Origin of the sequence: Flavobacterium sp. W21_SRS_FM3, from assembly GCF_052113625.1 — a bacterium.
Taxonomy (GTDB): domain Bacteria; phylum Bacteroidota; class Bacteroidia; order Flavobacteriales; family Flavobacteriaceae; genus Flavobacterium.
Window position 1 is genome coordinate 269,949 of sequence record NZ_JBGQOD010000002.1, and the last position, 25,900, is coordinate 295,848.

General features: G+C 34.4%; 18 protein-coding genes. 11 read left to right on the top strand and 7 right to left on the bottom strand.

Going from position 1 to position 25,900, the window contains the following annotated elements:
* The first annotated feature begins 7 nt into the window (after positions 1–7).
* From ACEN2K_RS04665 to ACEN2K_RS04690, 6 genes are all read left to right on the top strand, one after another.
* Positions 8–1,489 carry a RagB/SusD family nutrient uptake outer membrane protein gene (locus ACEN2K_RS04665; protein WP_441758157.1) on the top strand — a complete coding sequence of 494 codons (1,482 nt, stop codon included), beginning with the start codon at positions 8–10 and terminating at the stop codon, positions 1,487–1,489.
* Positions 1,490–1,563: 74 nt separating this feature from the next.
* Complete coding sequence (locus ACEN2K_RS04670; RefSeq protein WP_441758158.1) at positions 1,564–2,613, top strand: glycoside hydrolase family 130 protein; 1,050 nt, start codon at positions 1,564–1,566, stop codon at positions 2,611–2,613.
* Positions 2,613–3,857: an MFS transporter gene (locus ACEN2K_RS04675; RefSeq protein WP_441758159.1), complete on the top strand. Its 1,245-nt coding sequence runs from the start codon at positions 2,613–2,615 to the stop codon at positions 3,855–3,857. The genes ACEN2K_RS04670 and ACEN2K_RS04675 overlap by 1 nt, the downstream gene beginning before the upstream one ends.
* Positions 3,850–5,580, top strand: a complete 1,731-nt coding sequence (locus tag ACEN2K_RS04680; RefSeq protein ID WP_441758160.1) for a hypothetical protein — start codon at positions 3,850–3,852, stop codon at positions 5,578–5,580. The genes ACEN2K_RS04675 and ACEN2K_RS04680 overlap by 8 nt, the downstream gene beginning before the upstream one ends.
* Before the next feature lie 139 nt (positions 5,581–5,719).
* Positions 5,720–8,188, top strand: a complete 2,469-nt coding sequence (locus tag ACEN2K_RS04685; RefSeq protein WP_441758161.1) for a hypothetical protein — start codon at positions 5,720–5,722, stop codon at positions 8,186–8,188.
* Between the two features lie 31 nt (positions 8,189–8,219).
* A complete protein-coding gene (locus ACEN2K_RS04690; RefSeq protein WP_441758162.1) occupies positions 8,220–9,860 on the top strand; it encodes an alpha-glucosidase in 1,641 nt (546 codons plus the stop codon).
* A 46-nt stretch (positions 9,861–9,906) separates the two neighbouring features.
* Here the strand turns inward: ACEN2K_RS04690 and ACEN2K_RS04695 are convergent, their stop codons facing one another.
* The 7 genes from ACEN2K_RS04695 to ACEN2K_RS04725 all read right to left on the bottom strand — a co-directional run bounded on the left by ACEN2K_RS04695 (position 9,907) and on the right by ACEN2K_RS04725 (position 19,158).
* Positions 9,907–11,439, bottom strand: coding sequence for a SulP family inorganic anion transporter (locus tag ACEN2K_RS04695; protein ID WP_441758163.1), 1,533 nt, complete (start codon positions 11,437–11,439; stop codon positions 9,907–9,909).
* Positions 11,440–11,843: 404 nt separating this feature from the next.
* Positions 11,844–12,212, bottom strand: coding sequence for a response regulator transcription factor (locus ACEN2K_RS04700; protein ID WP_441758164.1), 369 nt, complete (start codon positions 12,210–12,212; stop codon positions 11,844–11,846).
* Between the two features lie 219 nt (positions 12,213–12,431).
* Positions 12,432–14,798 (bottom strand): response regulator, encoded by a 2,367-nt coding sequence (locus ACEN2K_RS04705; protein WP_441758165.1) that lies wholly within the window; start codon positions 14,796–14,798, stop codon positions 12,432–12,434.
* Positions 14,795–15,226: a response regulator gene (locus ACEN2K_RS04710; RefSeq protein WP_441758166.1), complete on the bottom strand. Its 432-nt coding sequence runs from the start codon at positions 15,224–15,226 to the stop codon at positions 14,795–14,797. Before ACEN2K_RS04710 ends, ACEN2K_RS04705 begins: the two co-directional genes overlap by 4 nt.
* 22 nt (positions 15,227–15,248) lie before the next feature.
* A complete protein-coding gene (locus ACEN2K_RS04715) occupies positions 15,249–15,662 on the bottom strand; it encodes a response regulator (protein ID WP_441758167.1) in 414 nt (137 codons plus the stop codon).
* Between the two features lie 18 nt (positions 15,663–15,680).
* The gene (locus tag ACEN2K_RS04720) at positions 15,681–16,400 is read right to left on the bottom strand and encodes a sensor histidine kinase (RefSeq protein WP_441758168.1); all 720 of its coding nucleotides are present in this window, start codon (positions 16,398–16,400) and stop codon (positions 15,681–15,683) included.
* A 7-nt stretch (positions 16,401–16,407) separates the two neighbouring features.
* On the bottom strand, positions 16,408–19,158 hold the full coding sequence (locus tag ACEN2K_RS04725) for a PAS domain S-box protein (RefSeq protein ID WP_441758169.1): 2,751 nt from the start codon (positions 19,156–19,158) through the stop codon (positions 16,408–16,410).
* Positions 19,159–19,755: 597 nt separating this feature from the next.
* Between ACEN2K_RS04725 and ppsA the strand changes: the two genes are divergently transcribed.
* The 5 genes from ppsA (at position 19,756) to ACEN2K_RS04750 (ending at position 25,881) form a co-directional block, all read left to right on the top strand.
* Positions 19,756–22,170, top strand: a complete 2,415-nt coding sequence (gene ppsA / locus ACEN2K_RS04730; protein WP_441758170.1) for a phosphoenolpyruvate synthase — start codon at positions 19,756–19,758, stop codon at positions 22,168–22,170.
* Positions 22,171–22,188: 18 nt separating this feature from the next.
* The gene (locus tag ACEN2K_RS04735; RefSeq protein WP_441758171.1) at positions 22,189–22,944 is read left to right on the top strand and encodes an SDR family oxidoreductase; all 756 of its coding nucleotides are present in this window, start codon (positions 22,189–22,191) and stop codon (positions 22,942–22,944) included.
* Between the two features lie 90 nt (positions 22,945–23,034).
* Positions 23,035–24,549, top strand: a complete 1,515-nt coding sequence (locus tag ACEN2K_RS04740; protein ID WP_441758172.1) for a trypsin-like peptidase domain-containing protein — start codon at positions 23,035–23,037, stop codon at positions 24,547–24,549.
* A gap of 22 nt (positions 24,550–24,571) precedes the next feature.
* Entirely contained in the window at positions 24,572–24,829 is a 258-nt protein-coding gene (locus ACEN2K_RS04745; RefSeq protein ID WP_441758173.1) for a zinc ribbon domain-containing protein, read from the top strand.
* Between the two features lie 62 nt (positions 24,830–24,891).
* Entirely contained in the window at positions 24,892–25,881 is a 990-nt protein-coding gene (locus ACEN2K_RS04750; RefSeq protein ID WP_441758174.1) for a 2-hydroxyacid dehydrogenase, read from the top strand.
* Positions 25,882–25,900: the final 19 nt, after the last annotated feature.

Genomic DNA, 25,900 nt, shown 5'->3' on the forward strand with positions numbered 1-25,900 from the left:
AGTTATCATGAAAAATATATTAAAATCGTTGCTTGTATTGAGCGTACTGTTTTTATACAGCTGCCAAGATGAACTCACCTCTGACCCTATTGGTGCCACTACTTTAGAGCAAGCAAACACTACTCCAACATTAAGCGCTGTTGAACTTTCAGTTAATTCATCGTACCAATTATTATCTAATCGCTTAAACATACTAGCAGAATGGGACTGGAACGGTGGTCTGGTATTTCAAAATGATTATGTGTTGCAAGACATTGCTTCAGATGATATGGAAAAGAAATGGAGTCCTGACGGAGATCAAGTATGGATGGATGACATCAATAACTTCACATTCACTTCTTCCAATGGAGGTCCTAACGGTCTATGGAAATACGATTATGAAGGAATCAAAAGAACAAACATTGCAATTGGTTTTTTAACCAAAGAGGATATTGAAACCTTAACAGGAATTAGTTCAGCCCGCAAAAATCAATTATTAGGAGAAGCGTATTTTCTTAGATCCTACTATTATTTTTCTCTGGTAACTAACTTTGGAGATGTACCTTTAATTTTAGGTTCAGTACAAACATATCAAGAGGCTTTTGATGTAGCCGTTAGAGCTGACAAAGCAGTTGTTTGGGAAAACATTAAAAAAGATTTGGCTACAGCCAAAACCTTACTTCCTAATGCTAAATATTCTTCTACTACAGAAAAATGGAGAGTATCAAAAGGTGCAGTGATTGCGTTACAAGCTAAAGCCGCTTTGTATACTCAAAAATGGGCTGAAGTAATTACACTTGTTGATGAGTTGGCACCGTTAGGATATAGTTTGAATGCTAATTATTTTGACAATTTTAGTACAGCAAAAGAATACACTGATAATGAGGTGATTTTCTCTTACAACCACCAATCAGATACCAATCCTAGAAACGGAAACGGAATTTGTGCACCACTGGGTTGGGGATTTTTTGCACCAAGTGCTGACTTCTTAAATTCATTTGAACCTAATGATCCTCGAAAATTATATACTGTAGATGCCCCTAAACAATACATCAATAAAATGTTAGGTACTCTTGACGGTGGAAATAAAGGGAATGATGATGCACCTACTAATAAAGTATATATGCGTTATGCGGATGCTTTATTATGGAAAGCCGAAGCTTTAAATGAAACAGGAGATTTTGTAGGAGCTATTGCAATTATTAATCAAATAAGAGCTAGAGCTAGAAATACCGTTACTGCATTAGGTACAGTTGCTCCAGTAGGTACCTTACCTGCTCGAACTGCCTCTACTGATAAAGCAACAATTAAGGGGTGGTTAATCTCTGAAAGAAGAGCAGAACTTGGTTTTGAAAACCAAAGAATGCTAGACCTAAAAAGATGGGGAATTGCTAAGGCAGTTATGACTGCTCACGGTAAAAATTTCCAAGACAAACATATGTTGTATCCTATACCTCAGTCAGAGATAGATGCTTCTGCAGGTCTATTAACTCAGAATCCTGGATACTAAAAATTAAAATGATCTATTGCCCCAGAGAAGCAGTTGATAGCTGCTTCTCTTTTTAATTCGAAAATAAACATACCATGAATGATATTGCCAATCGACATATAAACAATCCGCTATTGTCTCCAAAAGATCTAAAGCCTAGTGATGAAAACATGCTTATTGAATGTTTACTCAATCCAGGAGCCTTTGAATTTGATGGAAAAAAATGGCTACTACTTAGAGTAGCCGAAAGAACGATTCAAAAAGAAGGCTTGTTGTCTGTACCTATTTACAATAACGAAGGAAAGGTCGAAATTTTAAATTTCAATTTAGATGATCCAAAATTGAATGCTTCAGATTCAAGAGTGATAAAATATGATGGTGTAGATTACCTAACTACTATATCGCATCTTCGCCTAGTGTGTAGCACTGATGGTGTCCATTTTGAAGAAGATAGCAACTACCCTCCTATTTTTGGTGAAGGAGAATATGAATCTTATGGAATAGAGGACTGCCGTGTTTCTAAAGTAGACGATACTTTTTATCTCACTTATACTATGGTATCTCCAAACGGTGTGGGTGTCGGTTTAAGAACTACTAAAGATTGGAAATCATTCGAAAAGAAAGGAATGGTTTTTAGTCCACATAATAAAGATTGCGCCATTTTTGAAGAAAAGATTAGTGATAAATTTTATGCGCTACACCGTCCAAGTAGTCCTGAGTTAGGCGGAAATTACATATGGTTAGCAGAGTCTCCAGATGGAGTTCATTGGGGAAATCATAAGTGTATTGCTAAAACCCGTGCGGGTAAATTTGACAGCAAAAGACTAGGTGCAGGAGCGGCTCCAATTAAGACTGATAAAGGTTGGCTCGAAATTTATCACGGAGCTACCTTAGAAAACAGATATTGCTTAGGTGCTATTTTACTAGACTTAAAAGATCCATCAATTGTATTAGCACGTTCAGAACAGCCTATCATGGAACCCAAGGAAAGCTATGAAAGAACTGGTTTTTTTGGGGAAGTTATTTTTACAAATGGACACATCGTTGATGGAGATCAATTACAAATGTACTACGGTGCTGCTGACGAATTTGTGGGATTAGCCACTTTCTCTATTGCTGCCATCTTAAAAACCTTAGAAATATAATGGAGACGCTAGCAAGAACAGGATTCAAAGACTTTTCAAGAAGTACTAAAATTTTAATTTTAACCAATTTAATATATGCCTTCGTCTTACCAGTGATAGATATATTTGTAGCTTCTTATATTATGAGAAATTCCAATGATCCATCAAAAGTAATGATGTATCAGTTAGCCATATACACGGGGATTCCCATTACTTTTTTTATAAATGGATTTCTACTGAATATGATAAATATCAAAAAACTCTTTTCGCTCGGTATGTTGTTGAGTGGAGTTTCTATGGTATATATGATGTCATTAGACGAGATCAGTTATTTCGGACTTGTGTCTGCGGGTTTAATTATGGGAATGTCTTTTGGCTTGTATTGGGCTAACAGAGATTATTTAGTATTAGCCACCACTACAGATAAGACTCGAAATTTTTACTACGGTCTAGACACTTTTTTCTACACGCTTACTGCTGTTATTGTCCCCGTAATTATAGGTTGGTATTTGATGAATGGAAGTGACAACACTACAAATGAAAGCGTCAATTCAGGATATAAAGTGGTGACGGGTATTGTTTTTATATTTACCATATTGGCATCAATAGTCTTTCACTTTGGCGATTATGACAAACCAAAGAATGAAAAGTTTCTTTATTTAAAGTTCCATAAATTATGGACTAAAATGTTGCAAATGGCCTTATTAAAAGGATTAGCGCAAGGTTTTATTGTAACTGCTCCTGCTATGCTAATGATGAAATTCTTTGCCTCAGAAGGCGCTTTAGGAACAGCACAGTCAGTAGGTGCAATTATAGCGGCTGTCATTATGTTGATTCTAGGCAAACTATCTAAACCTAAACATCGCCTGTTTATATTTAGTATTGGACTAATCTTTTTCTTTTTGGCATCGTTTTTTAATACTTTGATGTTTAATTCTACTGGAGTGATTATCTTTATCTTTCTATTATTGATAGCAAGGCCTATCCTTGATATTGCCTACTTCCCTATTCAACTGAAGGTGATTGATTTATTATCAGAAATTGAAAACAGAAACGAATTCTCTTATATTTTAAATCATGAATTTGGTTTGTATGCTGGACGTTTACTTGGAGCGGGAACATTTTTAGGAATAGCCTATTTTGGAAATGCCGATGATGCTTTGCGTTATGCCTTATTAATCATTGCGGTAATTCAACTATTATCTATCTTAATTGCAAAACAACTTTTAGCTCAACAATCTAAATTAGAAAATAAAGATGCGTAAAACAATTCATTTAGCAGCCTTCCTAGTTTTAATCAGTTTAAATTCCTGTAGTGTAAGTCAATCCAAAATGACGATGCTTCCTGCTGTACAGCAAGAATCGATGCAGCGAATTACAGCAATGCCTAATTTCCCTAAACCGTTTAAAATTCTTGATTTTAATAAGTTAGCCAAGGATTATGATGCAAAAGTTTATGACGTGAATCAAACGGGAAAATATTGGCCTCTAATCTGGAAAGATGATTCACGTAAAAACTTTGATCAGGAAACCTTTGGTATTTATACCGCTATGGGAGATGTAAGGCAAGGTGTGGAACATCACAAAGGGATTTTTCACGAATCATTAGCCAGTATCGGTTCTGTAATGGGTGCTAGTTTAGTGGGAATTGACAAGTCCAACCAAAAAGGGAAAGACTATGTAGGCATGTTAAAAAATTATTACAATAGCGATACAAAGTGGAATATCATTATGAACAACACTTCTCCAGAGGTAGCGTTGTTAGGTGGCGGTTACGCAAGAGACTGGTGGTACGATGTATACCCTAATTTAATGTTTTATGCCGTAGCTGATTTCTATCCAAACGAAAAAGACTATTCAGCTATTCAACGATCCGTTGCTGACAAGTTCTATCAAGCCGATTCAACTATGGCGGGCGACTACCAGCATTCCTTTTTTGATTACGCTACATTAGAGCCTAAAGACAGTTGGATTTGCAAGCAAGAAGATGCTGCAGCTGGTCACGCATATGTATTGTATGCTGCTTATCAAAAATTCAAGGATGCTAAATATTTAAAAGGAGCTGAATCCTCCTTACAAGCTCTGTTGAACCAAAAAGAGAATCGTTATTACGAAATTTTAATGCCTTTTGGAGCGTATGTCGCTGCCCGGTTAAATGCTGAGGAAGGTCGAAACTACGACTATTCTAAAGTTCTTGACTGGACTTTTAACGGTACGCCTGACTGTAGAAAAGGTTGGGGAATGTTGTTAGACAACTGGAACGGTTATGATGTTTCTGGATTAATGGGAAGTACGGTAGATCATGGAGGTTTTGCGTTCTTGATGAATACCTATGATTCGATGTGGCCGTTAGTTCCTATGGTGCGTTACGACCCAAGATATGCTAATGTGGTAGGTAAATGGATGCTTAATGCAAGTAATGCCATTAAATTCTTCTATCCTTACGAAATAGATGATGCTCACCAAACAATACCAGAACAAAAAGAATATACTAAAGGCGTTATTGCTTATGAAGGTTTGATCAAAAATTCCCACCTTAAAAAATACGAAAATTTAAAGGCTCCTATCGCGATAGGTGATGGTCCTAACTGGATGGAAGGAAATCCTGATGTTTCACAATTTAGCGTTTACGGAAGCGGACATGTAGGAATTGCAGGTGCGATTATTGAAAAAACCAATATCCCTGAAATTCTAAAATTAAACTGTTTAGCTACTGATTTCTATCGTAAAGATGCCTTCCCTACATTTCTTTTGTACAATCCCTTTGGTGAAGAAAAAAGTATTGATTATGCTATATCTAGTAACGGAAAAGTAGATTTATATGATGCAATTACACATCAAGTTATTTTGAAAAATGCATCAAAAATGGGCCAAATTACTATCCCAATGGAAAGTTCTCGTTTGATTGTTGAAATTCCCGCTGGATCTAAAATAGTCTTTAAAGACGGGAAATTTTATGCAAACAATACGGTGATTGCTTATTTATAAAATGAGCTTTTCAAAATAGTGTAACTTCTTAAAGACGGAAATCCGTTTCTTTAATTACAATTAGAAATGGACGATGACTGCAGTAAGTTACTCGTCCATTTTTTTTACAGCAATTTGTAATGCTAACTAACCAACAACTATGAACAACATACTAAACAGATTCAAAATACTTCTCGTAGCACTATTAATTTACCTATCAGGAATACCTGCACAATCACAAAGTCTCAAAATAAAAGCGGTAGGAGATACGCAAAAGGGGTACACTGTCGCAATTTATAATGCTAATCAATTATTACTTCAAAACACCGAAGAGTTTTCCATTCATATGGCTAATTTAGACTTGAGTGAAAATATTTCGATAACAGAATGGAAAGGTGAAAAGTGGAACGGAGATTCCAATAAAATAACCTTATCCAGAGATTCTTATATAACAGCGTTAGATTTGAATCTAACCATCGATGTTACTTATGAAATAGTGAATAAAAATGTTATCAAAAAAAGCATTAATTTGTTTCAATCTGGCATGCCAAGCCTGTATTATTCGATTGAAGAAACTGCAAAGCCCGCTGCCAAACCTTTAAAATACATCACATTTGAACATGATAATTTCCCTGGAGGTTTTGTTCATGAGATGTTCCCTTCGGCCGGATTTGTAACTCCTGACAATTTTGTGGTAGGTTTTTTAATGGATGCAGGCTATAAAAATCAATATACTAGAACCACACGTCGTCGCTTTAATGGCCACGGTGGCGGTTTTGTAGGAATGAGAAGATTGCCTGACCCTGCTTTAGTTTCTACAGCAAAGGCGTCAGAGAGAGAAAATGGTATACAGTACATCAAACAAACCTTTGGTGAAATGTATAATTTAGATGCAGGAAAGGAAGTTGCTGTTCCGCTAAATCGTGATTTTAAAAAAATAGGAAATGTTGCTGTTCAAAATAATCAGGGAAATTATATTCTCAATTATCATTCAAACGAACAGTCTGGAATAGAGTTTATGACCCCTATGAAAGACCAAAAAGCCTATACCCTATCTTTTCTTTCCAAAGGAACTGCTCCTATAGCAGTAAAACTATTTAGAACTAAAAATGGCAAAAAAACCGTAGAATTAGAAAATGGTGTCAAATACATTGATCGATTTCCTACTAAAGATAACGACTGGACACTGTTTAAAGGTAGTGTTTTAGTTCCTTATATTGAAAACGATAGCGTGTCCCTATTTATAGGCGCAACAGCTAGCGAACATTGTGAGCTGGAGTTAAAAGATTTAAAAATTGTGGAACACGAACCACAAAAGCAACCCTATAATAAACTAAATATGGGCGAAAAAACGACAAAGACCACTTATGTATTTGTTGAGCCGTGGAAAAACCATCACGATTATGTAATCGCATCACAAACACGTTTAGCTGAAGGCAAAGGCTTTAAAGGGTCAGAAATTGAGAAGATGCTCTACGCTAATTTTAATATGCTTACTTGGGTTACCTCTGTGAATGATTTTTCGCCTTTCAATGTGCCCAATATGAACTATGCTCCAGATATGTACAATAGAGATTCGTTTTTCTCCATTGTTTCTAGTTATAATAAGGAACTCAATTTAAGTATTTGGGAAAAATGGGGTAACACACAAACCCCTGAAGGCGGGATTGCTACTATCATTACATCTTACATGGGTTCCATAGAAGTGAAAGACAATGAAGCGACTATTCAATGGCTAATCTGGGCAATGATGAACAAAAGACGATTTGGTGTTAGCCTACCAAAAGAGAAGATGGACAAAGCAGTTGATTATGTGTTGAAGCAGTTTGATGAAAATAGAGATGGTATTTGCGAATCACGTTTCACTTTAAGTCAAATAGACATTATCGATTACCAACCCAAAACAAATCGTTTGGCTGTTAATCAAGGTATGCTAGCTATTGCATTACGAACTATTAAAGAATTGGGGTATCCAATTTCTGAGACGTATGTTCAAAAAGCCGAGCAAGAATACCGCAACTTCTATGATGAGAAGAGAAAACACATTTTGTTTGACAAAAATTTTCCAGATATCATGTCTTTGACCGACTTAGAACCTGAGTTTTTCTCCTTATGGTTATTTAATAAACCGATACTAACCGATGAAATGGTCACTAACCAATTGAACAAGGTACCTATGCTCAATAAAGTTCCTAATGCTCCTCATCCAGAAATGGGAACCACGGCACCTATTTGTTTCCGATTAACAAATGATGAAAAAGGCTATTCCTATTTGACTGCTGATTATCAGCCTTTCGGCGAATTTGGCACATCAAACTATGCGGATGGAGGAAGAGATGGCATGTATTATAATGGAGGAAGCTGGATGCGAGCTGAATATTGTGCTTATGCTGTAGGACAAAGACATGGATGGAGCAAAGCAAAAGCCGCCATGGAAAATAGAGCATGGGCAGAAATAAACTTAAATCCGAACTGGCCTTACAGTAAGGAATTTATTCCAACTAAATGGACAACTACTGACAGCTGGTGGCCGTCTACAAGAGGACTCTGCTGGAATGTTTTTATTCTTATGGCCGATGAAGTTGCTGGTTTAAGAACTCCAGATATGGATCCTGATTATCAAAAATAATACTACTTTACCTAACCTTGTATAACCAGATATGAAAAGAATACCGATAAAATTATTAACCCTTATTATCCTTGCTTTATTCTCTTGTAATAAAGAAAAGAAATCTTCTGATGATGCAATTTGGTGGAAAGAAACTGTTTTTTATGAAATCTATATGCCTAGTTACAAGGACTCAAATGGAGATGGTTTTAGTGATTTTAAAGGGCTAACGTCTAAGTTGGATTATATCCAAAGCTTAGGTGTCAAAGGGATTTGGTTAACCCCATTTTTAGAATCACCAAAAGTCGATAATGGCTATGATGTTGCTAATTATTATCAGGTCGACCCTACCTATGGAACAGTAGCCGATTTCAAATTATTTTTGGCGGAAGCCCACAAAAGAGATATTAAAATCATCATGGATATGGTAGTTAATCATACATCAACCGCTTCTAAATGGTTTCAGGAGTCCCGAAAATCCAAAGACAATCCCTATCGGGATTACTACATATGGAAAGACCAACCGAATAATTGGGAATCTTTTTTCGGCGGATCGGCCTGGGAATTTGAGCCAAATACAAAGCAGTATTACTACCATCAGTTTGACACTAAAATGGCAGACCTTAATTGGGGAAACCCAAAAGTAGTAGCTGAAATTCAAAAAATGCTGCGATTTTGGCTAGAGTTGGGTGTAGATGGCTTCCGAATGGATGTCATCAATTTCTTGACAACGGATGCTATTGCAAAAGACAATCCAATAAAAGATGGTGCTCAAGAACATCTGTACGATATCAATCAAAAAGGAGTAAAAAAAGCAATGAAAGCTATAAAATCAGTCGTTAATCAATATGATAATCGCTTTATAGTAGGAGAAATTGGAAGTGATAAAATAGAGGTTTTAAAACAATACCAATCTCCTGATTTGTTAGATGTCGTCTTCAATTTCAACTTTGGAAGCATTAAAGAATTTTCGGCTAAAAGAATCTTTGAGGAATTACAAAGTATGGAAAAAAACATGACCAACTATCCCACACTATTCTTTGGTAGCCATGATATGCCGCGCTTAGTAGATCGCTTAGCAAAAGATAAACCAGAAAGAGCGGAAAGTTTAGCAGCTTTATTGCTTACTGCAAAAGGAGTTCCGTTTATTTACTATGGTGAGGAAATTGGCATGCAAAACATCACTGCTAATTCGCTCGAAGAAATAATGGATGTCCAAGGTCGTACGCAGTATACATTGGCTTTAAAAGAAGGAAAAACAACAGCAGCTGCACTTAAAATTGGAAACGAACACAATCGAGATAAATCCAGAAGTCCTATGCAGTGGAATAAAGAAGCCTTTGCCGGCTTTTCAAATGCAGCAAGCTGGATAGAAGTAAATCCAAATTATAGTACTCTTAATGTAGCTTCATTAGAAAAACAAACGCATTCCCTGCTGCAAGCTTATAAAAAACTAATTGCGATGCGAAATTCAGAGGCTGTGCTACAGTATGGGACCTACACTAATCTTTCCTTTTCAAATGATTGCATTAGTTTTACGAGAAAATATAAGGAACAACAAATTAAATGCTATTTCAATTTTGGAACAAAACCTATTACTATAAAAGTGAAGCCCAATGAAACCATATTGGCTGGCGTAAATAAAATAAAACCTGACCACTATTTTATCACAAAAAGTAGCGTTAAGAAGTAATTCGATTATAAAAAAAGGACTTGAAATAAATCAAGTCCTTTTGTATTTAGTCTACTGCTACTTTGTAGGTAGGATCTTCAATTATATTGATGTCAATAACATCATCGGCATTGTGTAGTAACTGACGACAGTCAGCACTTAAATGACGTAAGTGTATTTTTTTACCAATTTTAGCATAACGCTCCGTCAATTTATTGACTGCGTCAATTGCGCTCATATCAGCAATTTTACTTTCTTTAAAATCAACAATAACTTCTTTAGGGTCATTTGCGATATCAAACTTTTCAGCGAAGGCAGTGGTAGAACCAAAAAACAAAGGCCCATAAATTTCATAATGCTTAACACCATTTTCATCCACATATTTCTTAGCACGAATACGTTTTGCACTTTCCCACGCAAAAACTAGAGCAGAAATAATCACTCCAATTAAAACTGCTAGAGCTAAATTATGTAATAAAATAGTGATTACAGCGACCAAAATTCCAACAAAAATATCCTGTTTCGGCATTTTGTTAATAATTCTAAAGCTGATCCACTCAAAGGTTCCAATGGCAACCATAATCATAACCCCTACTAAAGCGGCTATTGGCAGTTGTTCAATGATAGGAGCTCCAAATAAAATAATTACTAATATTGTCAGCGCAGCTATTATTCCAGACAGTCTAGCTCTCGATCCTGCAGAAAGGTTAACCAAAGTTTGGGCAATCATAGGACAGCCTCCCATTCCAAAAAAGAAACCATTTAGTAAATTTGCACCACCTTGAGCAATACATTCTCTATTTCCACTTCCTTTGGTACCCGTTATTTCGTCAACTAGATTTAGAGTTAATAAGCCTTCCGTTAAACCTACAGAGGCCATAATTAAAGCATAAGGAAAAACTAGTTGCAAGGTTTCAAAAGTCCAAGCTATATTAGGTACATGAAACGGAGGAAAACCTCCACTTATAGAGGCAATATCAGCAACAGTTTTAGTATCTATTCCTAACCCTAAAACTAATCCAAAAACCACAATAATTGCAACTAATGAAGCGGGAACTGCTTTTGAGATTTTAGGAAAAAATTGAACGATGGCAATGGTTAGCAATACTAAGCCTAGCATAATAAACAATGGATTACCTGATAACCAAACACTTTCACCATTCACAACGGTTTTAAATTGCTCTAGCTGCGACATAAAAATAATGATAGCTAAACCATTTACAAAACCAAACATAACAGGCTGTGGCACTAATCGTATAAATTTACCGAGTTTAAATAAACCCACAATAATTTGCAAAATACCCGCTAAAGCAACTGCTGCAAAGACATATTCTAATCCGTTTGATTTCATCAAAGCGATTAAAACGATGACAGTTGCCCCTGCTCCACCAGAAACTAATCCTGGTCGACCACCAAAAATGGCAGTAACAAGTCCCATTATAAACGCAGCATACAATCCTACTAAAGGCGGGAAACCAGCTAATATCGCAAACGACAATGATTCAGGAATCATAGTCATTGCAACGGTTAATCCAGCTAAAATTTCAGTTCTGTAGTTTACTTTTTGTGTGAAGTCGAATAAATTGAAATACTGTTTCATTCTTTTTTATAAAATATTTGTAATATTAATGGTTTCGGAAATGGTGCATCCGAAATTGACCATAAACCAATAAAAACTGGAGGTGACAAGTTTACCATTTTGTCTCAATGAAGACGTAGCAACTTGCAAAAATGGTCTGATCCATTTTAACAAGAATGGCAAAGGTAAATCTTTTTAAGCGATGTTCAAATAGAAAAGTGCTAATGCTAAATCTAGCACTAGCTGTAAATGTTTACTACATACAAATGCTTTAAACGATTTTACTAAGGTATGGGGGATCCTTAAAAATTTCATGAACTATAAATACATGAAATATAACCTCAATTACTATTAGGTCTAGTAACAAAGTACAAAATAAAAAAAAAGCCATACACTTATAACAAGTCCATGGCATTTACTATAATTTATGCTGCTTCAACAGCTACTAATCTCTTAATTCTAACAATAAGCTCATTAGGACTAAAAGGTTTCGTTATAAAATCATCAGCACCTAAGTCAAAAGCTTCTTGTACTGTTTTTTCTAAACCAACTGCTGAAAGTATTATTATTGGAATATCTAAATTCCATTCTACTTTTACATTTTTTACGATATCTAAGCCTGTTACAAAAGGCATCATAATATCGGTAATAATTATATCTGGTCTTTCTGATATAATTTTTGATAGAGCTTCTTCACCATTAGAACAAGCTATCACTTCAAAACCTTGTTTGATTAACTTAAACTGCATCGTTTTAAGCATCATAACTTCATCTTCAGCTATTAAAATTTTCATAATATTTCAATTAATTATCATTTGGGGGAAATAATTCCTTTGAATATTGGTAATCTCGGTATGTTAGAGTAAAATAAATTTTTATGTAGGTTTTAATCCATTTTACTTGTAATTGAACTAAATATAAAGACACAAATAAATCATGTTCTTCCCTATATTAGTTACTTACGTTTTTTATTTCATATTGGTTTTTATTTATGTTAAATATATTAAAATAATTTAATTGAATATAAATTCACTTTGGTTATTTAATTCGTGTATTGCTTTTAAACAAATTTCATTTAAACGATACACTTCTTCTTTTCGTAATGTTCCTAAAGGATTAGAAGTTAGCTCATTTTCAATGATTAAAATACTATCCATCCCTTTTTGAATACCCAACAAACTTATTGAAGATTTAAATTTATGTACTTCTTTTCTTAAGCTCTCTAAATCGTCTTTTTCGTTCCATTCTAATATTGATTGCAATGTAGAAGGGGTATTTTGAAGGAACAAGGTAACAATTTCTTTTATAAAATCAGCATCACCCTCTGTAAACTCGATCAAATAATCAAAATTCACTATTTTTTCGAAAGAATTTTCTTGTATTTGCTTATTTTCCTCTGCAATATATTCCCTCTTAATAGGCAAATTTAAATTTGTAAAAAGTTTATCGAGTAAGACACTAAATTCAAATGGTTTAGACAAATAATCATTCATACCATTACTCAAACATCTTCTTTCTTCATCAGCAGTAGCATGAGCTGTCATGGCTATGATTGGAACGTTAGACATAGGTGGTTTTAAATTTTCTCTGATGTATTTAGTAACTTCATTACCATCCATTTCTGGCATTTGAATGTCCATCAATATAATATCATAGACTTTTTTCTCTATTTTTTCGATAGCTACCATCCCGTTTTCGGCAATATCAATTTCCTTATCCCATTTCTTAAATAATTTTACGGTAAGCAATTGATTAAGCTCATTATCTTCGACCAATAATATTTCTATATCCTTTAAAAAACTAAAATCTAATTTTTTCTTTTTATCAGCAACAACATCTACATCACCGGCTTTAGCTTTAGTGTATGTAATCTTAAAAGTAAATGTACTTCCACTTTCAAGTTCGCTTTTTACATCAATCGTTCCACCTTGTAATTCTACTAATTTACGGGTAATAGTTAATCCTAAACCAGTTCCTCCATATTTTCTGGAAGTTTCATTAGAAGCCTGGCTGAAGCTTTCAAAAATGGTGCTGACTTTATTTTCAGGGATTCCTATTCCAGTATCTGTCACAGAAAATTGGATACCAATTTCAGTATCAGTTTCAGTTTCTTTTGAAATTGCTAATTCTATATAGCCTTTCTCTGTAAATTTTAAAGCATTACCTACTAAGTTGATCATAATTTGAGATAGCCTTGTAGGATCACCAATTAAAAGATCTTGTATACTTGGATGTATATCACTTAGCAATTTTATTCTTTTATCTTTAGCTGTAGGTCCAAACAATTCCATTACCGAGCCTACCGTTTTTTGTAACGAAAAAGGAACAGACTCAAAGGTCATTTTATCAGCTTCAATCTTAGATAAATCTAATATATCATTAATAATAGTCATTAAGTTTTGCCCCGCAGTTTTAATAGCAGAAACACTTTGCTTTTGATTATCATCAAGAGCCGTTTCTTCTAAAATTTTTGCAAAACCCACGATGCCATTCATAGGAGTCCTAATTTCGTGACTCATATTAGTAAGAAAACGCTCTTTTAATCGCACAGATTGTTCTGCTATATTTTTAGCGCTTATCAACTCTTCTTCAATACTTTTTTGAATGCTGATATCTTGTATAGTCCCTAAAATTTTGTAGGGTTTATTATGATCATCATTCAAACACTTAATGTATTCATTAATGTATTTGACAGTACCGTTTTTACTCAAAATACTGTGACTAAACATAACTTCATCAGTGTTCTTAGTTACTGCGTCTAACTTTCTTTCAAACAGTTCAATATCTTCAGGACTAATTAAACATGATCTAAAAACTCCCATAGAGGGTTTTTCATTTTTATTTAATTCTAAAATGTTGAATAATTCTTCAGAAAAATAAACGTCACCATTATTTAAATTAATCTCCCAACTTCCAATTTTAGCCAACTTTTGCGCTTCTGAAAGTCGGTTAGAATTCATTTTCAGTTCTAGCTCTGCTTGTTTCCTAAAATTCTGACTTTCATATAACTTCACCGCATTTCTTATACTGTGTGAAATACCGTCAGAGGTAAGCAAGGTCTTAGGCATATAATCAGACGCACCGGCCAAAATTGCTTGGCTCGCAATTTTTTCATCTCCTTGAGAAGTAATAAAAATTATAGGGGTTTCGATACCTAGGTCTCTCAGTTTTTTTAGAATATGAATTCCATCTAAATCAGGCATCATATAATCCAGGAAAATCAAATCATATGTCATTGATTCCATTTTCTCAAAGCCTTCTTTAGCAGAATAAGCACTTTCTACTTCGGCAATGATATCAGAGCGCGAAATGGATCGGACTATAGCAATTGAATCAACTTTATCATCATCAATTATTAAAATTTTTAACGCTTTAGTCATAGTTGGATGTTTACTCTTGAGAATTCAATAATATTTAAATATTCGTGAAGGATAGCAAACACTTCACTCTTTTTTTCAGTATTTAGTGGTTTTCGTATATATGCTGCTATATTATAACTCAGCGCTAATTTTTTATTAGCTTCGTTATCCGATGCTGTTAAAACAAAAACTAGTGTTGATTTTAAATCAGGATGTTTTCTAATTTGATTTAATAAATGAAGCCCGTTAAGTTTTTCATTGTTAATGTCTATAAAAAGAATCTTAGGAGCAGTGGCTATTTTACACCCTTCTTTTAATATTGTTAAGGCTTCAATATCATTTTTTGCAAATTTGAGCACTGCATGAATATTTTTTTCTAAAAAAAGATCTTTTATAAGCAATGCATCAACTTCGTCATTTTCTACCAAAAGAATATCGAAATGTTTCATATTAAAAGAGTATTAAATTGTGTTATAATTCACATAATTGCCAGAAATTCTTTAATGTGGCTACAGAGGATAAAAATTTCTCAAAAGACAATGGTTTTAGTATATAACCTGCAACATTAAGGTTATACGCTTTTATTTTATCACTATCTTCATTAGATGTTGTCATAACAAATACAGAAATATTTTTTAGCTTCTCATCAGCTCTCATTACTTTTAGAAACTCAATACCGTTCATTTTGGGCATGTTAATATCTAAGATAATAATTTTTGGCAAGGGAACTATATTATTTTCTAGCATCTCAAGTGCTTCAACTCCATTTCCTGCAATAAAAAGTGGGTTTTTAATGTTATTTTTAGAAAATGCCCTCTTGACATTCATTACATCGACTTCATCATCTTCCACTAACAATATGTTTACCAATTTTTCATTCATCATTTTTGTTGTATTTTTTTTTTAGATTAATGTCACTTTCGGCCAAGTAAATTCAAATATTGATCCTCCATCCTCAGCAGTAATGCATCGCATAGTGCCTCCTACCATATTGATTATTTTAGCTGAAATTGCTAAACCAGCTCCAGTAGTATCTACCCGGTCTTTAGAATTAACAGTATAAAAGATGCCAAATATTTTTTCCTTTACATCATCAGGAATTCCCGGACCATTATCACGCACGGAAAACAGGTACTGATCAGCAGTTTCCTTTACTGCCACAAAAATATCCTTTTTTTCTTTATCATGAAATCGGATCGCGTTGTCAAATAAACTCAATAAAACTTTTTGCAGTTTTTTACCCAAGGTATTGATCGTTTCACTTGATAAAGTTATATCCAAGTGAAAAACTGCTCCTGAATTTCCTACTGCCATTTCTACACAATCAGCAATTAAATTGGGAATATTTACATCATATAACTCCATTTCAAACCGTGAAACTCGCGATAATTCTAACAATGAATTCATCATGTTTTCCAATCTAACCACACGATTTTTTAGTAAACCAAAATTTTCTAAAATACCTTTGTCTTCAGTGCTTTTTAAATCTTCTTCTATCCATGTTGTTATATTGTTTATGGCTCTCATGGGACTCTTTAAGTCATGAGAAACAATATAAACAAACTCTTCATATTCTTTTTTTAGAGCGTTTAGTTCCTCTAAATGGTTTTTTTCTGATTCCAATTTAAATTTATTTAGGAAGTGTAAAAATAAAACTTGCTCCTGCCCCCTCTTCTGATTCGATAAATATAGTTCCTCCTTTTTCCTCTATAATCTTTTTAACGATAGACAATCCAATCCCAGTGCTTTCCTTTTTATCTCGAGCTTCAATGGTTTGAAACACTCCAAATACTTTATCATGGTACTCTTTTTCAATTCCAGGACCGTTATCACTAATTGTAAATTGATGAAAACTAGCTAACTCTACATACGAACATTCTATGATTCCTATTGGCTTATCATTGTACTTTACGGCATTACTAATAATGTTACTAAAAACTTGATAGAGCAGTATTTTGGCATTAAAAATCTCGGGCATCTGACTGTCGATAGCAACTTCAAATCCATGGGTAGGCACTATGGTTTCTACAATTTGTGTTAACATCAAATTCAAATCAATAGTCTCCATTTCGATTTTTGTTCGTCCGATTCTAGAGTAATCCAGTACACCGTTAATCAAATTTTCCATTCGTAAAATGCGGCCTCGCAATAAGCCCAAATTATTACTAACATCTTCGGGCATATCAGGCATATCTTCAACGATCCACTCCGCAAGATTGTTAATCGCTCGTAGCGGAGCTTTTAAATCATGTGAGACTACGTAGGCAAATTGATCTAGCTCCTTATTATTCTTTTCCAGGTCGACTAGTGCATTATTTAAATTTTCTTCTGCTAATTTTTTTTCTGTGATGTCTGAACTAATAGCAATGTACTGATAGGGTTCTCCTGCTTCATTTAAAAAAGGAACTATCGTTGAATCTACCCAATAGTAAGAACCGTCTTTAGCTATTTTTTGTAACTCTCCTTTCCAGATTTGACCATTGGCTATTGACAGCCAAATCTTTTTAACAAATCTATTGCTATAATTACCTGAAGCATCAACATAATGATATTGTCCTAAAAGTTCTTCTTCAGAATATTGGGAAATGTTGCAAAATTTATCATTAACGTATGTTAGTATTCCGTTTTGATCAGTAATGGTCACGATAGAAGATTCATCCAATGCAGCACGCACATCATTTATTTCTTTTGCTTTGTCCTCAATTTTTTTCTCTGCTAGTTTAATCTCAGTTACATCCTGAATATTCCCTTGCATTCCCACTACTTCACCTATTTCATTTTCAAAAGGGCTTCCAATTTCTAGAATATGTTTAATTCTACCATCGGGAAATAGAATCCTATAATTCACTTTAAAATCTTTTCCGTTTTCAAGGATATTATCACTTAATTCATCCAAGATAGGAAGATCTTCTGGGTGAATTCTTTTCCTATAAGCCTCATAAAGTTGATCACCTGGTATCTCATCTAATTCAAAAATAGTATAATGTCCTTTAGACCAAACGAGATTATTTGAAACAACATCAAATTTCCAACTTCCAATTTTAGCGATACGCTGAGACTCATCGAGTAAAATTTTGCTATTGATTAAACTTTGTTCAGCGGCTTTTTCTTTAGAAATATCTTTGGCAATCCCTAAATAGCCTGTAATTACACCCGAGCTATTTCTTATTGCTGTTGCTGATAATATTACTGGAAACGTAGTTCCATCTTTTCGAATATACGTCCACTCATTCGAATCAGCAATACCCCATTTTTGAGTTACGTAAGTAAACACACCAAATCCTGGTTCTATTATTTCACCATATTGCTTGGTTAAAACTTCTGCGCGGTTGACAATCTCTTCTTCAAGATGTAAGAAAGCAGGTGTCATTTGTCCAATAACCTCCTCTGCTTTATACCCCAATAAGTTTTCTGCACCATTGTTAAACTCCTTAATAGTCCCATCAATTTCAGTAGCAATGATGGAAAACTCAGAAGCATTTAATATTGCTGTTAAATTAGTAGTAGTATTTATTAATTTTTCCTCTTGTATTTTCTCTTTAGTCATATCCCTGGCAATGCAATATAAATTACCTGTTTCAGGGTCTGGTGACGTGTTCCAACTTAGCAAAACATAACTTCCATCTTTACATATATACCGGTTTTCAAAACTAATTGATTTATATCCTTGAGATAATTTCTCTACTTCTTTAAACGTTTTATCTAAATCGTCGGGATGAATAAAATCAACAAATAGCTGACCTTCTAATTCTTCTTTTGCATATCCCAACACTGTGGTAAAAGAAGGATTTACTTTAAAAAATCGGCCATCAACATTAGCAATACAAACCAAATCTTTAGAAAGTTCAACGAAATTTTGAAACTCTTTTTGAGCAATTAGTAATTGATTATTATTCTTTCTTAAATCCAATAAAGAAACTACTTGCTGTCCAAGTAGCTCGAGCGCTGATTTTTGATCTTCAGTAAGTACTCTTGGTTCCGTATCAATAACACAAAGTGTTCCTAGATTAAACCCTTCCTTATCTTTTAAAGGTGATCCCGCATAAAACCGAATTTTAGGACCTCCTGCTACTAACGGGTTATCTGCAAACTTAGCATCCTCAAGGGCATTATTTACCTCGTATAGCACATCTCCCATAATGGCATATTGACAAAATGAAATTTCCCTAGGTGTCTCTTTAGCTGATAATCCCACTGTAGACTTAAACCATTGTCTGTTTTCATCTAATAAGCTAACTAATGCTATAGGGGTTTTACAGATATAAGAAGCTAATTGAGTGATAGAATCATATTCTTTTTCAGGTAATGAGTCCATGATAGAATACCCATTTAAAGCCTTAATTCTATCTAATTCATTGGAGGGTATAGGTACATTTTTCATCTTAACAAAGAATTATTTTTAGCCGATAATATTTTACTTCTTAATGCTTAAACATATAAAAAAACAGGCTGTTTAACTATTTGAGGGCTTTTACAAAAATAATTTTTTTTTTGAATTATAGCTGTTTTTACACTTATATTATTCCAATTTACAGCTTTTAGGCAGATATACAGCAAATACAAGAGAAATTATAGGTTTTGCGTTACATTTAGAGTACAACTAATAGCTTGTTCATTATTATTGATATGTATAAAATTAGCAGTAAGAATAGCTGTCATTTTTATGAAAATGATTATTTTTTACAACATTTTAAAAATGAGTAAATATTTATCAGCCTACAATCAGCAAATACAACATAAATACCTATTTTACAATTACTTAATAAAAAATTAAGTTAAAAATAATAGTTTTTTATAGCCTTAAAAAAATTTAAATTACTTAAATTTACAGTATAGGTTCAATTTCGAGAAAACCTGCTTTCTCTTAATTTTTGTTGTAAAAACTACAACATATACTCCTCTACATATTTTTTTTGCAAACATTCCCCAAGTGTTTTTCATTGCTTTTAAGTATAGTAATCTTTTAATTATTAAATAAATGGTTAATTCTGAGCATATCTTATTCTTTGAATCTTTTGGCATCAATGATATTGCTAAAGTGGGAGGAAAAAATGCATCTTTGGGAGAGATGTACAATGAACTTAGTCCGTTGGGAATTAAAGTTCCTAATGGTTTTGCTATCACTGCACAAGCATATAGAGAATTTAGATCACAAAACATACTGGAAAAAAAAATACAGCAGCTATTAGCGACGCTGGATACCACTGACTATTCCAATCTATCTGAAATAGGAGAAAAATCTAGAAATTTAATTTTGAATGGGAGTTTTTCTGAAGCCTTGAAAAAACAAATTGCCGCTGCGTATCTCCAGTTATGCGAGAAAAGCAATACTACTAATTTAAGTGTAGCAGTCCGAAGCAGTGCCACTGCAGAGGACCTTCCTTCCGCAAGTTTTGCTGGTCGAATGGAATCTTTTTTAAACATTGCTGGCATTGACCAATTAGAAGATGCCGTTTTGCGCTGTTATGCTTCTTTATTTACAGACCGAGCTATTAAATACCGTCATGATATGGGCTTTGCCCAGATGGACATTGCCATATCTGTTGGGGTCCAACAAATGGTACGCAGCGACAAAGCCGCATCAGGAGTTGCTTTTACAATTGATCCTGATACTGGGTTCCAAAACACAATTATAATTAATAGTTGTTGGGGGCTTGGCGAAAACATTGTTCAAGGCACAGTAACTCCAGATGAATGGATGGTTTTTAAGCCAACATTAGTCAACAACAATTTCAATCCGATTTTAAAGAAAACTTTGGGCCAGAAAGAATTTACAATGACTTATGCCGAAAGTTTTGAGAATACATCCGCTGCAAAAACAATTGTAAACAATAAGACCTCCTTAGCGCAACAACAGCAATATTCATTAAAAGATGAAGAAGTGATTCAACTTTCTCAATGGTGTTATGCTATTGAAAAATATTACGACAAACCTATGGATATTGAATGGGCAAAAGATGGTATTGATCAACAAATTTACATTGTACAGGCAAGGCCTGAAACGATACATGGTAAAACGAGAAAACAAGTTACAGCCACCTATTATTTAAAAGAAAAAAGTAAGCTTATCACACAAGGTATTGCATTGGGCAATAAAATAACTTCTGGTAAAGCTAGAATTCTGGACAACCCTCAGCAAGGAAACCAACTTCTAGAAGGTGAAATTTTAGTAACTGACCTGACTAATCCTGATTGGGATCCAGTAATGAAAAAAGCGAGTGCTATTATTACTAACAAAGGTGGTCGTACCAGCCATGCCGCCATAGTAGCTCGCGAAATAGGAGTTGTAGCAATTGTAGGTTGTGGCAATGCCACTACAGCGATAAAAAATGGTCAAGAAATAACGGTGTCCTGTGCCGAAGGCAAAGATGGTTATGTTTATGAAGGTGCTTTACAATGGGAAATAAAAGAACAAGATTACAGCCAGTTAGCCATGCCTGAGACTGCGCCAATGCTAATCTTAGCAGATCCAGACCGCGCATTTGAATTGAGTAATTACCCCAATAAAGGCGTGGGTTTAATGCGAATGGAATTTGCTATTTCGAATACAATTAAAATTCATCCTTTAGCATTATGTGAACCCGATAAAATCACTGATGCTGAAACCCACTCCCAAATCAAACAACTCACCAAAGGCTATGAAGATGGAAAAAATTATTTTGTAGACAAACTGGCCGAAGCAGTAGGAATTGTGGCGGCAGCATTTTACCCTAAAGATGTGATTGTACGAATGAGTGATTTTAAGAGTAATGAATACGCAAATCTTATAGGTGGGAACTATTTTGAGCCTGATGAAGAAAATCCTATGATTGGTTTTAGAGGGGCTTCCCGCTATTATAGTGATTTTTATCGAAAAGGATTTGCGTTAGAATGTGAAGCGATGATTAAAGTTCGAAAAGACATGGGCCTCCAAAATGTCAAATTAATGATTCCGTTTTGCAGAACAATTGATGAAGGTAAAAAAGTGATCGCCGAAATGGCAAAAAATGGTTTAGTACAAGGAGAAGAAGGTCTTGAAATTTATGTGATGATTGAAATCCCTAGCAATGTCATTCTTGCTGATGAATTTGCAGCATTATTTGACGGTTTTTCTATTGGTTCCAATGATTTAACCCAACTAACTTTAGGACTCGATCGTGACTCTTCCTTAGTAAGCTATTTATTTAGTGAGCAAAATGACGCTGTTATAAACCTCATCAGGCAAACGATTGCTGCTGCAAAACGAAATCATATTAAAGTAGGATTATGTGGTCAGGCACCTAGCGACCTCCCTGAATTTGCACAATCTCTTGTAGAAGAAGGAATCAACAGCATCTCATTTAATCCAGACGCTTTAATCAAAGGAATAGAAAATATACTACAATCTGAAAAGAAAAATACAGTTAGATTATAAAACATTAAAAAGAACGCCATGGAAACATCATTTAAGAATAAGGTAGTCATTGTAACAGGAAGTGCTTTTGGGATTGGCAGAGCCACCGCTCTGGCCTTTTCAAAAAAAGGAGCTAAAATAGCTTTAGTAGATTGGTCTGAAGATACAGAAACGCTTACGCAAATAAAGCAAGCTGGCGGAGAGGCTATTTTTATAAAATGTGATGTTTCAAAAAAAGAAGATGTCAAAGCCATGGTTGAGAAAACGGTAGCTACATTTGGCACAATAGACTGCGCGTTTAACAATGCAGGAATCGAGGGAGCATCTGCCTTAACTGCTAACTGCACAGAAGACAATTGGGATAAAACAATCAATGTGAATCTTAAAGGGATTTGGTTATGTATGAAATATCAAATTCCTGAAATGCTCAAAACAGGAAAGGGGGCTATCGTTAATTGCTCTTCGGTAGCAGGTCTTGTTGGCTTTGCTGGTTTGCCAGCTTATGTAGCGTCTAAGCATGGCGTCATTGGTTTAACTAAAACCACCGCCTTAGAATATGCGAATCAAGGTATTCGAGTAAATGCGGTTTGTCCCGGAGTAATAAAGACAGCAATGATGGATCGTCTCACGGGTAAGAAGAAAGAGGTAGAAGCGCAATTCATTGGCCTGGAGCCCATGAATCGTATGGGCGAAGCGGAAGAAATAGCTAATACTGTCGTATGGATGTGTTCAGATGAAGCTTCTTTTATAACAGGACATGCCATGGCTGTAGATGGGGGCTTCGTAGCACAATAGTAATACATTTTAAAATTTAGAAAAATTCCTGTCAGTAATTAGAACTCGAACTAAAATTTACCAGCCACAATTTCATAAATCGTAAAAATCATGGATTTAGAAAACGAAAACTTTTACAAATACAAACCTTATTTTCTCATTATTTTCCTACTTCTTTTTCAAGGATGTCAAGGCCAGGTTACTAAAGACGAGAAAGATATTGAAGCCATGCAACAAAGCGCTGCAGTAGCCTCTAAGGAAATTAAGCTAAGTAGCCCCGTAGATTTTAAGTATGCAGCAAAGATTGCAACACCCGGCGTTGTAAATATTAAAAGTACGTACAAACCAGGAAATAACAGGTATCAGGAAAATTATGATAATCGAATACCTGATCAACTCAAGAATTTTTTTAAAGATGACTTTTTTTTTAGATTTTTTGATTTCCAAGTACCGCAATCTGAACCCTATATTCCGCAACCTATCATTGGAGGGGGATCAGGAGTTATATTAACTAATGATGGATATATTGTTACTAACAATCATGTAGTAAAAGAGGCTGATGAAGTAAATGTGACCCTTTTTGACGGGAGGTCGTATCCTGCAAAAATCATTGGTAATGATCCATTAACCGATTTAGCCCTTCTAAAAATTTCTGAAAAAAATTTATCCTTTATACAGTTCGGAGATAGTGATACTATTGAAGTTGGTGAATGGGTTGTCGCCGTTGGTAATCCTTTTAATCTTGCCTCTACTGTTACTGCAGGTATTGTTAGTGCCAAAGCTAGAAATATTAATATTTTAAAAGATCAAGGGGCTATTGAATCTTTTATACAAACTGATGCTGCAGTAAATCCTGGAAATAGTGGCGGCGCTTTAGTATCGTTACAAGGTAAATTAATTGGAATTAATACAGCCATTGCAACACCTACTGGAGTATATGCCGGATATGCTTTTGCAATTCCTGTAGATATCGTAAAAAAAGTAGTCAATGATTTGATGAACTTTGGTACAGTACAAAGAGGTGTTTTAGGAATAAATATTAGGGATTTAAATAGTACTCTAGCTAAAGAAATTAAGATTAATCGAGCTAATGGAGTTTTTGTTGATAGTGTAATGACCAGCAGTGCAGCAGAAAAAGCAGGAATTAAAAGTAGAGATGTTATTATTAGTGTTGACGATATAGAAACAATATCATCATCAAAATTACAAGAAATTATTTCGAGAAAACGGCCAGGTGAAAAAGTAAAAATAGCTGTGATAAGAAATGGAAAAGACAAAAAAGAACTTACTGCTATTTTGAAAAAAATGGAAGAAAAAGCACCTACTATTATAAATCATAGCAACCAGATTTTAGAAGAACTAGGAGTAGAATTAGAAGAAATAACGGCGGCTGATAAAAGGAAATACAAGCTTACAAATGGTTTAAAAGTGACAAAACTATCTAATGGTAAACTGAAGCAAAATACCTCCATGAAAATTGGATTTATAATCACTGCAGTTAACAAAATTGCAGTACATAATACACAATCATTTGTAGAAGCTGTTGAAAAACAACGGGGAGGAATAATGATAGAAGGAAAATATCCTGATAGTCCTATTACGTATTATTACGCTTTTGGGAGATAAAAATTTAAAAAAACAAGAAATTATGGAAACTAAATTATGTCAAAGCTGTGGAATACCCCTAGATAATGAGCAATTAAAAGGTACTAAAGAAAATGGTTTAAAAAGTGATGAATATTGCAAATACTGTTACGATGCGGGATCTTTTATAGATCCGCAAATGACGTATAACGACATGAAAGAAACAGTTGAGACTCAAATGAAAAAACTAAAACTTTCTGAAAGCCTGATTCAGGACACGGTAAACATCCTACCTACATTAAAGCGCTGGAAAACATTGTAAATAATAGCAATAGCTATCACCGCAAAATAATATTCCGTTACGGATTACTAAAACACCTCAAAATGAAAATCTTACTATACAGCATCTTTGATTATGACAAACCTTTTTTAAAGAAAGCCACACATGGCAAGTTAGAGTTAGAATATACAAATCAGCCATTAAATGAAGACACAGTGCATCTCGCTGCTGGATATGAAGGTATTTCCATTTTCACTCTTGATAATGCAGGTGCTGCTGTGGTTGAAAGGCTATATAATTTAGGAGTTAAGTACATTTCCCTACGTTCAGTGGGATTTGATCATATTGATTTAAAAAAAGCACGCTCTTTAGGCATTAAAGTAGCCAATGTACCAGAGTACTCGCCATACTCTATTGCTGAACATGCTGTTACCTTACTAATGACGCTCAATAGAAAGATTGTTCTGGGACAGCGCCTGATGCAACTGGGAGATTACCGATTAGATCACTTAATAGGTATGGACTTGCATGGAAAGAAAGTTGGAATTATAGGAACTGGTAAAACAGGGACAGCATTTGCAAAAATAATGCATGGTTTTGGTTGTACACTTCTAGCTAATGATCCTATTCAGAATAATGATCTCATTCAACAAACTCAAATCAGCTATACCTCATTAGAAGAACTTTGCAGAAAATCAGATGTGATTTCAATACATTGTCCTTTGAATAGACAGACCAAGTATCTTCTCAACAGAAGTCTTTTTAAAATCATGAAAAAAGGAGTCTATTTTATCAATATTGCCAGAGGTAGTATTGTCAATACAGAAGATTTAATTGAGGCATTAAACAATAATACAGTAGCAGGCGCTGGTTTAGACGTTTATGAAAAAGAAAGCGCCATTTTTTTTAAAAATCATCTTGGAGAAAAAGTGAAAGACCAATTATATGTGCTCCTCCACTCCCATCCAAATGTTCTTATAACTGGTCATCAAGGTTTTTTGACTCAGGAAGCTTTACAAGCAATTTCAGATACTACGATTGCTAATTTTAATGCTTGGCTTTACAATGGTACCTGTGAAAACGAACTTAATTAATTGTCCTTCATTACAAAAT